11 protein-coding genes are annotated in these 12436 nt (G+C 73.0%); 8 read left to right on the top strand and 3 right to left on the bottom strand.

Annotated features, from left to right (window positions below):
* Positions 1-6: 6 nt before the first annotated feature.
* The gene (locus AB0K37_RS18230; RefSeq protein ID WP_363982052.1) at positions 7-636 is read left to right on the top strand and encodes a TetR/AcrR family transcriptional regulator; all 630 of its coding nucleotides are present in this window, start codon (positions 7-9) and stop codon (positions 634-636) included.
* 98 nt (positions 637-734) lie between these two features.
* On the top strand, positions 735-2858 hold the full coding sequence (locus AB0K37_RS18235; protein WP_363982054.1) for a SpoIIE family protein phosphatase: 2124 nt from the start codon (positions 735-737) through the stop codon (positions 2856-2858).
* 94 nt (positions 2859-2952) lie between these two features.
* Here the strand turns inward: AB0K37_RS18235 and AB0K37_RS18240 are convergent, their stop codons facing one another.
* Positions 2953-4743 (bottom strand): NAD+ synthase, encoded by a 1791-nt coding sequence (locus AB0K37_RS18240; RefSeq protein ID WP_363982056.1) that lies wholly within the window; start codon positions 4741-4743, stop codon positions 2953-2955.
* A gap of 32 nt (positions 4744-4775) precedes the next feature.
* Positions 4776-6035 carry an MFS transporter gene (locus tag AB0K37_RS18245; RefSeq protein WP_363982059.1) on the bottom strand — a complete coding sequence of 420 codons (1260 nt, stop codon included), beginning with the start codon at positions 6033-6035 and terminating at the stop codon, positions 4776-4778.
* A 55-nt stretch (positions 6036-6090) separates the two neighbouring features.
* Here AB0K37_RS18245 and AB0K37_RS18250 point away from each other — a divergent pair, with 55 nt between their 5' ends.
* Complete coding sequence (locus AB0K37_RS18250) at positions 6091-7116, top strand: DUF5937 family protein (protein ID WP_363982062.1); 1026 nt, start codon at positions 6091-6093, stop codon at positions 7114-7116.
* Here the strand turns inward: AB0K37_RS18250 and AB0K37_RS18255 are convergent.
* Positions 7056-8087 carry a terpene synthase family protein gene (locus AB0K37_RS18255; RefSeq protein ID WP_363982065.1) on the bottom strand — a complete coding sequence of 344 codons (1032 nt, stop codon included), beginning with the start codon at positions 8085-8087 and terminating at the stop codon, positions 7056-7058. The genes AB0K37_RS18250 and AB0K37_RS18255 overlap by 61 nt on opposite strands.
* Positions 8088-8247: 160 nt before the next feature.
* On the opposite strand from AB0K37_RS18255, the gene AB0K37_RS18260 reads away from it, so the two are divergent.
* The 5 genes from AB0K37_RS18260 to AB0K37_RS18280 form a co-directional block, all read left to right on the top strand.
* On the top strand, positions 8248-9072 hold the full coding sequence (locus AB0K37_RS18260) for a transporter substrate-binding domain-containing protein (RefSeq protein ID WP_363982068.1): 825 nt from the start codon (positions 8248-8250) through the stop codon (positions 9070-9072).
* The gene (locus AB0K37_RS18265; RefSeq protein ID WP_363982071.1) at positions 9030-9899 is read left to right on the top strand and encodes an amino acid ABC transporter permease; all 870 of its coding nucleotides are present in this window, start codon (positions 9030-9032) and stop codon (positions 9897-9899) included. The genes AB0K37_RS18260 and AB0K37_RS18265 overlap by 43 nt, the downstream gene beginning before the upstream one ends.
* A complete protein-coding gene (locus AB0K37_RS18270; RefSeq protein ID WP_363982074.1) occupies positions 9896-10723 on the top strand; it encodes an amino acid ABC transporter ATP-binding protein in 828 nt (275 codons plus the stop codon). Before AB0K37_RS18265 ends, AB0K37_RS18270 begins: the two co-directional genes overlap by 4 nt.
* A gap of 125 nt (positions 10724-10848) precedes the next feature.
* Positions 10849-12210 (top strand): type I glutamate--ammonia ligase, encoded by a 1362-nt coding sequence (gene glnA, locus AB0K37_RS18275; RefSeq protein WP_363982076.1) that lies wholly within the window; start codon positions 10849-10851, stop codon positions 12208-12210.
* A gap of 27 nt (positions 12211-12237) precedes the next feature.
* Positions 12238-12436 (top strand): hypothetical protein (locus tag AB0K37_RS18280; protein WP_363982079.1); only part of this gene is annotated, 199 nt, incomplete at its 3' end.

Raw genomic sequence — 12436 nt, forward strand, 5'->3', positions numbered from 1 at the left:
GGAATCATGACCGGGACCGAGCGGCGGCAGGCGGGGCGGCCTCGCAGCGAGCGCGCCGAGAAGGCCATCGTCGAGGCCACCCTGGACCTGCTGGCCGAGGAGTCGGGGGTGGCGGGCGTCTCCATCGAGGCGGTCGCCGCCCGCGCCGGCGTCGGCAAGACGACGATCTACCGGCGTTGGCCCAGCAAGGAGGCGCTGATCGTGCACGCGCTCGGCGCGGTGAAGGAGCCGCTGCCCGAGCCGTCCGGCGCGTCCGCCCGCGAGGACCTCACCGCGATCGCGCGGCGGTTCGCGGGCGACCGGCACCGCCGGTACTCGCGGTGCTTCTGGAACGTCGTCGGAGGCGCGGAGAAGCACCCCGAGCTGTACGCCCGCTACCGGCAGGAGGTCATCGAGCCGCGGCGGGACGTCATCCGCAGGGTGATCCAGCGCGGGGTCGACTCCGGCGAGCTGCGCCCCGACCTCGACGTGGAGGTCGCGATGTCGCTGCTGCTCGGCTCCCTGACCGCCAAGCGGCCGCAGGAGACGTTCCCCGAGGGGTACGCCGACGCGGTCGTCGACACCCTCCTGCGGGGCATCGAGAGCGCGCGGCAGAGCCGTCCGGAAGCGGACGACGGGCGGTTTTCGGCGCGGTAAGCGCGATCTTCTCCCCTTACCGCTGGCTCATGCCCCATACTGTCGCTGGGTAGTGCTGAGACGACCGGCTGTCTGGAGCGCGTCAGGTGAGATCCGTCATGGCGCCGCGAGGCGATGCGCCGGCCACCGATTCGGCGTCCCGGACCCTGGTCCTGGGCATCGACGGTGCCCGGCACATCGTGCAGTGCGGCCCGAACGCCAAGGCCGTCCTCGGCCGTGCCCCCGAGGAGCTGATCGGCCGGCCCGCGACCGACCTGGTCGGCGACGAGGCGAAGGCCGAGCTGGAGACCCTCCTGGAGGCCAACGGCGCCGGGCAGGAGCGCAACGGCGTGATGGGCGTGCTGCGCGGCGACGGCGGCGCGCCCGCCGACGCCCTCGTCACCGTGCAGCCGATGCTCGGCGGCGGCGCGGGCGCGGCGCCCGCCGCGCTGCTGTTCATCCGCGTCGAGCTGCCGCCGAGCGAGCGCTACCAGGATCCCGCCCTCATGCGGCGCGCCCTGATGGACGACCCGCTCACCCGCTTCGGCGCCACGCTCGACCTCGACCAGTCCGCCCGCGGTCTCGTCGACGTCGTCGTCCCGCACTTCTGCAACGTCGCGTCGGTGCTGGTGCTGGAGAGCCTGGTCGCCGCCGACGAGGTGCACGCCGAGTCCGGCTCGGCGGTGCTGCGCCGCATCGCGGTCACCTCCGACGACGGCAACCCGGCCTGGACGTCCACGTTCCCCGTCGGCGAGGTGCTCGTCTTCCCGGAGGGCACCCCGTACCGGCAGGTCATGGAGACCGCGCGGCCCGTCCACCTGCCGCACATCGAGGTGGACCGCGCGAGCGAGATCGGCCGGCTGTGGCGGCGCGGCCCGGCGGGCGAGCTGCTGTCCAACGTGTCGATGGTGCTGCTGCCGATGATCGCCCGGGACACGCTGCTCGGCTTCATCGCCTGCACCCGCGTGCCCGGCTTCCGCAAGTTCGACGCCTACGACGTCGAGATCGGCATGGAGTTCGCCGCCCGCGCCGCCATCGTCATCGACAACGCCCGGCGCTACAGCCGCGAGCGGGCCACCGCGCTCGCGCTGCAGCGCAGCCTGCTGCCGATGCGGCTGTCCGCGCCGTCCTCGGTCGAGGTCCGGCACCGCTACCTGCCGGGCAGCAAGCTGGTCGAGGTCGGCGGCGACTGGTACGAGTCGATCGCGCTGCCCGGCGCCCGCGTCGCCCTGATCGTCGGGGACGTCGCCGGGCACGGCGTCCGCGCCGCCGTCACCATGGGGCGGCTGCGCACCGCCCTGCACACGCTCGCGAACCTGGAGCTGCCGCCCGCCGACGCCCTGCACGTCATGCACGAGCTGATGATCGAGCTGGGCGAGCAGGAGCCGCACTTCGCCACCTGCGTCTACGCGGTGTACGACGCGACCAGCGGCACCATCGAGATCGCCTCCGCCGGGCACCTGCCGCCGCTGCTGGCGAGCCCGGCCGGCGACAACGAGTACCTGGAGGTCCCGCCCGCCCCGCCGCTCGGCGTCTCGGGCGGCTCGGCCATCGAGAGCCGCGAGTTCCCCGTCGAGGACGGCAGCCTCTTCGTGATCTACACCGACGGCCTGGTGGAGAACCGGGGCCGCGACATCGACGACGGCCTCGCCCGCCTCCAGAAGATCTTCGGCCGCGACTCGGTCGACCGCTCCATGGAGGACCTCGCCAAGACCACCCTCGCGGGCGTCTACGCCGACCAGCACCGCGACGACATCGCCGTCCTGATCGCCCGGCTGCGCCGCCTGCCCCAGGACCGCTACTCCTCCTGGACGCTGCCCGCCGACCCGGCCGCCGTCCGCCGAGCCCGCGGCCTCGTCAGCACCCGCCTGGCGGAATGGGACCTGGAGGACCTCGACTACACCACCGAACTGCTGGCCTCCGAGCTCATCACCAACGCGCTCCGCTACGCCCACGGCCCGATCGAGCTGCGCCTCCTGCTGGAGCGCACCCTCGTCCTGGAGGTCCTGGACCGCTCCGCCGCCCTTCCGCGCCTGCGCCGCGCCGAGGACGACGACGAGAACGGCCGCGGCCTCCTGGTCGTGAGCCAGCTCGCCCACCGCTGGGGCAGCCGCCGCACCGCCGCGGGCAAGGTCGTCTGGTGCGAGCAGATCGTCCCCGGCGTCGACCCCGACGCCTCGGAGCAGGTCCCCGCCTGGCCCGAAGAGGCCTGGCCCGGCGAACTCCACCACCGCGACGGCTGAGCCGTGCCTGCCCAGGGGCACCCCCCTGGAGCCCCCTGTCGCGACGCTCTTGGCGTCGACTTGAGCCGGGGGTTCCAGGGGGTCGCCCCCTGGGTCAACGCAGTTTTTCGCGCCAGCGGTTGGTGATGGGGAGTCGGCGGTCGCGGCCGAAGTTCTTGGGCGTGATCTTGGGGCCGGGCGGGTACTGGCGGCGCTTGTACTCGGCGATGTCGACGAGGCGGATGGCGCGCTCGACCAGGGCCGGGTCGTGGCCGGCGTCGACGAGGGCGTCGCGGCCCATGTCGCGCTCGACGTAGTCGGTCAGGATCGGGTCCAGGAGGGCGTACTCGGGGAGGCTGTCGCGGTCGCGCTGGTCGGGGCGCAGCTCCGCGGACGGCTCCTTGACGATGATGGCCTCGGGGATGGGCTCCTGCGCGAAGGGGTGCAGGAGCGGCGAGTCCTTGCCCGCCTGGGCGTTGCGCCAGCGGGCGAGGTCCCAGACGGTGAGCTTGAAGACGTCCTTGATGGGGCCGAAGCCTCCCGCGGAGTCGCCGTAGAGGGTGGAGTAGCCGGTCGCCAGCTCGCTCTTGTTGCCGCCGGTGAGGACGAGGTGGCCGTCCTCGTTGGACAGGGCCATCCACACGTTGGCGCGGATGCGGGCCTGGAGGTTCTCGGCGGCGAGGCCGTGCAGGTCGAGCTGCTCCTCGAACGCCTCGACCATGTCGGCGATGGGGACGATGCGGGAGTTGATGCCCTGCCGCTTGACGAGCTCCTCGGCGTCCACGACGGAGCCCTCCGAGGAGTAGCGGCTGGGCAGCAGGACGGCGTGCACGTTCTCCGGGCCGATGGCGTCGGAGGCGATGGTGGCGACGAGCGCCGAGTCGATGCCGCCGGACAGGCCGAGCACGACGGAGCGGAAGCCGTTCTTGCGGACGTAGTCGCGGGTGCCGAGGACGAGCGCCGCGTACACCTCGGCCAGGTCCTCCAGGGGCGGCGCGACCGTGCCCGGCTCGGCGGGGTAGGCGGGCAGCGGGTCGGCGGACAGGACGTGCCGGTCGATGGCGATCGTGGTGCCGTCCTGGGCGTCGACGAGGACGGGGCCCTCGTCGGCGGCGGGGCCGGCGGCGGGGAGGTCGAGGTCGGTGACGAGGAGGTGCTCGACGAACTGCGGGGCGCGCGACAGCGGCGAGCCGTCCGGGCCGACGATGACCGAGTCGCCGTCGAAGACGAGCTCGTCCTGGCCGCCGACCAGGTTGACGTAGGCGAGCGCGCAGCCGGCCTCGCGGGCGCGGCCGGCGCACAGGTCGAGGCGGACGTCGTCCTTGTCGCGCTCGTACGGGGAGGCGTTGATCACCAGCAGCAGCCCGGCGCCCGAGGCGCCGGTGACGCTGACCGGGCCGCCGTCCTGCCAGAGGTCCTCGCAGATGGCGGTGGCGACGTCCACGCCGTGCAGCCGGACGACCGGCAGCCGGTCGCCGCGCGCGAAGATCCGGTACTCGTCGAACACGCCGTAGTTGGGCAGGTGGTGCTTGGCGGAGCGGACGAGCACCTCGCCGCCGTGCAGCCACGCGGCCGCGTTCAGCGGCAGGCCGCCGGCCCGGCCGGAGCGGGCCGCGCCGGCCGGCGGGCAGTCGAGGTAGCCGGTGACGACGGGGAGGTCGCCGAGGCCCTCGTCGGCGAGCCGGCGGGCGAGGCGCAGGAGGGCGTCGCGGGACGCCGCCACGAAGGACGCGCGCAGCGCGAGGTCCTCCACGGGGTATCCGGTCAGCATCATCTCCGGGAATGCGACGAGGTGCGCGCCCGCCTCGGCGGCGCGGCGCGTCCACGTCACGATCTTGTCGGCGTTGCCGTCGAGGTCGCCGACGGTCGAGTTCACCTGTGCGAGCGCGAGCCTGAGTTGTGCCACGGTCCAAGGGTAGAGCGTCGCGGCTAGTTTCGTCACTTTGACGAGAAGTCGGCGGCCAGCGCGGCGGCGCGTCGCCGCCGGATCGCGGGGGCCAGCGCGAGCTGCGCCGCGGCGGCGGCCAGGGCGAGACCCGCGCAGGTCAGCCACAGCGCGGGCGCCCCTCCGGCGCCGAGCAGCTGGGTGCCGCCGAGGGGCGCCAGCAGGAAGCCGCCCGACCACGCCATCCCGTACAGGCCGCCGTACCGGCCGCGCAGGTCGGCGGGCGCGAGGTCGGCGACCACGGCCTGCAGGACGGACGCGGCGATGATCTCTCCGAGCGTCCACACCAGGATCGTCGCGGTGTAGGCGGCCACGGACGAGGCGAGGGAGGTGAGCCCGTAACCGGCCCCGACGAGCGCGAAGCCCGCCGCCAGCACCAGGCTGTGGTCGCGCCGCGCCAGCCACGCGTTCACCACCGGCTGGACGACGATGATCAGCACGCCGTTCGCCGCGATCGCCAGGCCGTAGGACCGCGGGCCGAGCCCGTCCTCCTTCATGGCGAGCGGCATCGTCGTCATGCCCTGCATGAGCACGAACGTGTAGAAGAGGGTGACCAGCACGTAGCCGACCATGACCCGGTCGCGCAGCACGCGGCCGAACCCGCCCGCCGGCCCGGCGGGGACGTCGCGGGTCCGCGTCTCCGGGATAGCCCGCCACACGAGCAGGCCGAACGCCGCGCAGGTGAGGGCGTCGATCCAGAACAGCCACAGGAAGCCCTGCTGCGCGAGCGTCCCGCCGAGCACCATGGCGACGGCCCAGCCGAGGTTGATCGCCCAGAACAGCAGCCCGAACGCGCGCGGGCGGTCGGCCGGGGAGATGATGTCGGCCACCATCGCCTGGGCGGCGGGCCGGTACATGTCCAGCAGCAGGCCGAGCACCAGCGCGGCCGCGAGGATCGCGGCGAACCCCTGGGCGTAGCCCAGCGCGAGCATGGCCGCGCCGGTGCCGACGGTCGCGAGCGTCAGCGTCGCGCGGCGGCCGATGCGGTCGGCGAGCAGGCCGCCCGCGAGCTGCCCGGCGAGCGAGCCCGCGCCCAGCACGGCCATCGTCACGCCGGCCTGGGCCAGCGACAGCCCGCGCATGGTCGTCAGGTAGAGGCCGAGGAACGGCTCGACCATGGTCCCGAGGCGGTTGAGCAGGGTGCCCGCCCACAGCACCCAGAAGGGCCGGGGGAAGCCGCCCACCCGGGGGCGGAGGAAAGCCGCGAACCTGCCGGGAGCGGGACCGACGGGAGGTTCTTCCAGAAGGGTCACGGTGACGATGGTGGAGGCGGCCCGCGCTCCGAGACATTCATTTAGCCTGGGCTAAATGATCGAGTTCGTGCTAGCGCCGGACGACGTGGCGCGGGTCCGGTTCGCGTTCTCGCCGCTGTGGGAGATGGTGCGCAGCCTGCGGGTGCTCGCCGACCCGTCCGGCCACGCGCTCCACCTGCCGTGGGTGCGCACCGTCCGGCCCCGGCTGCGCGGTCTCGGCTTCGAGCCGCTGCTGGACGTCGTCCTGCCCGCCGGGTACATCCCGGACTTCCTCACCCCGCCGCCGCGCACGCCGCTGCCCGACCTCGGCGCGGAGATCGCGACCGTCCGCGCCACCCCTCCCGAGGTCGTCGCCGCCGAGCTCAGCTGGACCGCGCCCGGCACCCCGGCCCGGCCCGCCCGCCGCGCCATGGCCGCCGACCCCGAAGGCACCCTGGAAAGCCTCGCCGACCTGCTCGAACGCTACTGGGAGGTGGCCGTTGAGCCGTTCTGGCCGCGCATCCGCGACCTCCTGGAGGGGGAGGTCCTGCGCCGCAGCGGCGCGCTCGCCGCCGAGGGGGCCGAGGGGGTGTTCGGCGACCTGCACGAGGGGGTCTCCTGGCGCGCGGGGACGCTCACCGTCGACCGCCACTGGCATTTCCGAGGAGAGCTGGCCGGGCGCGGCATCCTGCTCGTCCCGAGCGCGTACGTGTGGCCGAACGTGTCGGTGATGGTGCCGCCCTACCAGCCGATGCTCAGCTATCCGCCGCGCGGCGTGGCGACCCTCTGGGAGACCGGGCCGCCGGACGAGCCGCGCGCCGGCGCCCTGGCCGCGCTGATCGGACGCCGCCGCGCCGAGTTGCTCACGGCGCTCGGCACGCCCGCGTCCACCACCGACCTGGCCAGGCGGACGGGCGTGACCGCGGGGGCCGTCAGCCAGCACCTGGGCGTCCTGCGCGCCTGCGGCCTCGTCACCGGGCACCGCATGGGCCGCCGCGTCCTGTACGTCCGCACCCCGGCCGGGGACGCCCTCGCCGGCGCTCAGCGCAGCGACGCGAGCGCGTCCAGGCGCGGCGGGGCGGGGGAGGCGTCCGGTCCGTAGCGGCCGGACTCGGCGAGCCAGTCCATGTGCGCGCGCGGCGTGTCCAGCAGGACCTTGACGACCTGCGCGGCGGCGGCGCGCTGCGCGACCGTCAGGTCCAGCCGGTCGAGCATCTCCGGCAGCCGGCGCGCCGCCGTCCACGCCTCGTCCAGCCGGTCGGCGATCCGGTCGGCGACCTCGCGGGCCGCCCGCGCCTCGTCCAGCCCGTGCGCCCTGGCGAGAACGGCGGGCAGGTCGTGCACGTCGCCGCGCGCGGCCTCCAGGTCGTGCGAGGCGAGGTCGTTGGCCCACGCGACCGCGTCGGCGACGCCGTCGGCGAGGGTCTTCCAGCGGGGCGTGCGCAGCAGCCGTGCCGGCAGCTCGACGCCGAGGACGGCCTCCACCAGGTCGAACAGGAACGGGCCGCAGGCCCGCCGGCGCAGCGCCGGGTACTCCTGCTCGGTCGGGACGTGGCTGATCCGCCGGTTGACGGCCTCCTCGGCGCAGCCGTCGCGGTGCGCCTCCAGGTGCAGCATGAACCGCCGGCGCCAGTCGCGGCTCATGTCCTTGGACGTGGCCTGCCACAGCTCCACCAGCGCCGCCTCCAGCGGCCGGGCGCCGGGCCGGGCGTGGCCGCGCCGCATCGCGCGCAGCAGGTCGTCGTACAGCCCGTGCACGGCGCTGCCGCTGTCGGCGAGCGGCGGGTGGTCCAGCGTGTCGTCCAGCGCGAGGGTCCAGGTCAGCCAGCGGGCGAACAGGTCCACGGCGGCCAGGTCGGCGGACGGCAGGACGCGGGCGGCGAGCCGCTCGCAGCGCGCCCGGCCGAGCGGGGAGGTGTCCGGATCTCCGAGCACCAGCCCGCGGCCGCGTGCCCAGGCCTCCACCTGCGCGCACAGCTGCCACGACTCCGGGTGCATGGCCGACGGGGTGGCCAGCGCGGTCACCCGGTCGGTCATCGAGAGAAGAAGTGAGATGTCCACGACGCGATCCACGCTAACGATCACCTTGCCGGACGACCATGATCGCCACGTCAATTTCTGGGAAACGGATATCCGGGGACGGTCATGGGCGAGTCAGCCGCCCGCCCCTGCCCCCCGCCGGGGGGACGTGCGATAGTGCGGTGATCGGAAGCGAGCACGACCAGGAGGAAACGTGTCGAGACGGACCACGCTCCGGGCCTTCGGCGCGGGGCTCGCGGCCCTGGCGCTGACGGCGTCGGCGTGCGGCGGCGACAAGGGCGCGACGGTGCAGGGCGTGAAGCTCATCGAGAAGGGCGCGCTCACCTCGTGCACGCACCTGCCCTACCCGCCCTTCCAGTCGGAGGACAAGAAGTCGGGCAAGGTCGTGGGCTTCGACGTCGAGCTCATCGACCTCGTCGCCAAGCGGCTCGGCGTCACCCAGAAGATCGTCGACACCCCGTTCGAGACGATGAAGACGGGTTCGGCGCTGAACGCCGGCAAGTGCGACATCCAGATGGGCGGCATGACGATCAAGCCCGACCGGGTGAAGTTCATGGACGTCTCCACCCCCTACTTCGACGCCACGCAGTCGCTGATGGCGAAGAAGGGCAGCGGGATCACCACGCTCGACGACGTCAAGGCCAGGAAGCTCAAGCTCGGCTCGCAGGCGAGCACGACCGGCGAGGACTTCGTCAAGGGCAAGGGCTTCGACCCGCGCTCGTTCGACAACTCCAACGCCGAGCTGAACGGCCTGCGCACCGGCCAGGTGGACGTGATCGTGCAGGACGACCCGGTCGTCAAGGGCTGGCTGAAGGACCCGGCGAACGCCGGCTTCGAGATCGCCGCCAACCTGAACACCGGTGAGCAGTACGGGTTCTGGATGCGCAAGGGCCACAACCCCGAGCTGGTGAAGATCACCAACGACGTGATCGCGAAGGCGAAGGCGGACGGCTCCTACAAGCGGATCTACGAGAAGTGGATCGGTCCGATGCCGCCCAGCGCCGGCGGCGGCTCGTGACCGCCGAACCGGCCGGTGCGGCGGCGCCCGGCGGGCTGACCCGCCGGCGCCGCCGGCAGCTCTCCCTCGGCGGCCAGTACGGGATCTTCGTGGTCGTCGTGGTGCTGCTGCTGGCGCTCGCCGACTGGGGCACCCTGCGGCTCAACTTCGCCAACTGGGACGTCGCCAAGAGCCTGTTCCCCGACATCATCACGGTCGGGCTGCGCAACACCGCCCTCTACACCGCGGTCGGGTTCGGGATCGGCCTCGGCGGCGGGCTGGTCGTCGCGCTGATGCGGCTGTCGTCGGTGCCCCCGTACCGGTGGTTCGCCACCGCCTACATCGAGATCTTCCGCGGCCTGCCGCTCCTGCTGATCTTCATCTTCGTGGGCGTCGGCGTGCCGCTGGCCTTCCCGGGCACCAACATCCCCGGCGGCGCCGCCGGGCAGGCGGGACTGGCCCTCGGCCTCGCCGCCACCGCCTACATGGCCGAGACGATCCGGGCCGGGATCGAGGCCGTCCCGAAGGGGCAGCTGGAGGCGGCGCGGTCGCTCGGCATGTCGCACACCCGCGCGATGCGCTCGATCATCATCCCGCAGGCGTTCCGGATCATCATCCCGCCGCTCACCAACGAGCTGGTGCTGCTCTGCAAGGACTCCTCGCTGGTGCTGTTCCTCGGCATCACGCTCGAACAGCGGGAGCTCACGAAGTTCGGCCGCGACCTCGCGGGCGAGCAGGGCAACACCACCCCGATCATCGTGGCGGGGATCTGCTATCTGCTCATCACGATCCCGCTGAGCCTGCTGGCCCGGCGGCTGGAGGCGCGGCAGCGGAGGGGACGGCGATGACGAGCCTTGCCAAGGACACCGGCGACCGGGCGGCCATCGAGATCAGCGGCCTGTACAAGTCGTTCGGGGCGAACGAGGTGCTGCGCGGCATCGACTTCCACGTCGGGGCCGGTGAGGTCGTCTGCGTGATCGGCCCGTCCGGGTCCGGCAAGTCGACGCTGCTGCGCTGCGTCAACCTGCTGGAGGAGCCCTCCGCCGGGACGGTCCGGGTCGCGGGCGCCGACGTCACCGACCCCGAGGTCGACATCGACGCCGTCCGCCGCCGGATCGGCATGGTCTTCCAGGCGTTCAACCTGTTCCCGCACCTGACCGCGCTCGGCAACGTCATGATCGCCCAGCGGAAGGTGCTGAAGCGGGGCAGGGCGGAGGCGGAGCGGATCGCCCGGGAGAACCTGGAGCGGGTCGGGCTGGCCGACAAGGTCGACGCCTACCCGGCGCAGCTGTCGGGCGGCCAGCAGCAGCGCGTGGCCATCGCCCGCGCGCTCGCGATGGGCCCGGAGGTGATGCTGTTCGACGAGCCGACGTCCGCGCTGGACCCCGAGCTGGTCGGGGACGTCCTCGGCGTCATGCGCGGCCTCGCGGAGGCGGGGATGACGATGCTCGTCGTCACCCACGAGATGAGCTTCGCCCGGGAGGCCGCCGACCGGGTGGTGTTCATGGACGGCGGCGTGGTGGTGGAGGAGGGCCCGCCCGACCAGGTGATCGGAGCGCCCGCCCACGAGCGGACCCGGACCTTCCTTTCGCGCGTCCTCGACCCGGCCGCCGCGCGGATCGAGGACGGTCCGCGGTCGGATATGTTCCGATCACCGGCCCCGGACGCGTAACGTCGCGGTAACAGCGTCCGGGCATACTGCAGATACAGCCGGACCGGCTCAGCGCGGCCGGCATGCCGGGCCCGCGTCGTCGACAACGCAGTCTCGCCGACAGGGCAGTACCGAGGGAGAGGGCATTGGACCGTCAGCAGGAGTTCGTGCTCCGCACGCTGGAGGAGCGCGACATCCGCTTCATCCGGCTGTGGTTCACCGACGTGCTCGGGTTCCTGAAGTCGGTGGCCGTCGCCCCCGCCGAACTGGAGGGCGCCTTCGGCGAGGGCATCGGCTTCGACGGCTCGGCGATCGAGGGCTTCGCCCGGGTGTACGAGGCCGACATGATCGCCAAACCGGACCCGTCCACCTTCCAGGTGCTGCCCTGGCGCTCGGAGTCCCCGGGCGTCGGCCGCATGTTCTGCGACATCCTCATGCCGGACGGGGCGCCGAGCTTCGCCGACCCCCGCTACGTCCTCAAGCGCGCCCTGGCGCGGGCCGCCGACCTCGGGTTCACCTTCTACACCCACCCCGAGATCGAGTTCTTCCTCTTCAACGACAAGCCGGAGGACGGCCGCGAGCCCGAGCCGGCGGACGCGGGCGGCTACTTCGACCACACCCCGCACAGCGCCGCGCACGACTTCCGGCGCAACGCCATCACCATGCTGGAGGCGATGGGGATCTCGGTGGAGTACAGCCACCACGAGGGCGCCCCCGGCCAGCAGGAGATCGACCTGCGGTACGCCGACGCGCTCACCACCGCCGACAACATCATGACGTTCCGGCTGGTCATGAAGGAGGTCGCGCTGGAGCAGGGCGTGCACGCCTCCTTCATGCCGAAGCCGTTCACCGAGCACCCCGGCTCGGGCATGCACACCCACATGTCGCTGTTCGAGGGCGACCGCAACGCCTTCTACGAGCCGGGCGCGGAGTACAAGCTGTCCAAGGCGGGGCGGGCGTTCATCGCCGGGCTGCTGCGGCACTCCGCGGAGATCACCGCGGTGTGCAACCAGTGGGTCAACTCCTACAAGCGGCTGTGGGGCAACGTCGGCTCCGCGGCGGGCCTGGGCGGAGAGGCCCCGTCCTACATCTGCTGGGGGCACAACAACCGGTCCGCGCTGGTCCGCGTCCCCATGTACAAGCCGCACAAGGGCCACTCGACCCGCATCGAGTTCCGGTCGCTGGACACGGCCGCCAATCCCTACCTGGCGTTCGCGGCGATCCTCGGCGCCGGGCTCAAGGGGATCGAGGAGGGCTACGAGCTGCCGCCGGGCGCCGAGGACGACGTCTGGGCCCTGACCGTGGCCGAGCGGCGCGCCCTCGGCATCGAGCCGCTGCCGCAGAACCTGGACGAGGCCATCCGCGCGATGGAGCGCAGCGAGCTGATGGCCGACGTCCTCGGCGAGCACGTCTTCGACTTCTTCCTGCGCAACAAGCGCCAGGAGTGGGAGGACTACCGCCGCCAGGTGACCGAATTCGAGCGGAAGCGGCTGCTGGCCGTCCTCTGAGGCCCGCACCGGATTACGGTTGGTCCTGTGACCGAGTCCTGGACTTCCGACCGCCGTCCCTCGCTCGCCGGACGCCTGGCGCGGCTCGGGTTCACCCACGCGGCGCGGGCGGAGCGGCTGCTCGCGGAGGCCGAGCGGGACGGCGCCGGGCCCGGCGACGGCCTGCTCGACGCCCTCGGCGGCACCGCCGACCCCGACCTCGCCCTGGACGGTCTGCTGCGCCTGC

Source organism: Actinomadura sp. NPDC049753, assembly GCF_040674655.1.
GTDB lineage: Bacteria > Actinomycetota > Actinomycetes > Streptosporangiales > Streptosporangiaceae > Spirillospora > Spirillospora verrucosospora.

What these genes read in the sequence shown, in the direction of transcription:
- AB0K37_RS18230 (WP_363982052.1), top strand. Translation starts at nt 7, where the DNA reads ATGACCGGGACCGAGCGGCGGCAGGCGGGGCGGCCTCGCAGCGAGCGC.
- AB0K37_RS18235 (WP_363982054.1), top strand. Translation starts at nt 735, where the DNA reads ATGGCGCCGCGAGGCGATGCGCCGGCCACCGATTCGGCGTCCCGGACC.
- AB0K37_RS18250 (WP_363982062.1), top strand. Translation starts at nt 6,091, where the DNA reads ATGATCGAGTTCGTGCTAGCGCCGGACGACGTGGCGCGGGTCCGGTTC.
- AB0K37_RS18270 (WP_363982074.1), top strand. Translation starts at nt 9,896, where the DNA reads ATGACGAGCCTTGCCAAGGACACCGGCGACCGGGCGGCCATCGAGATC.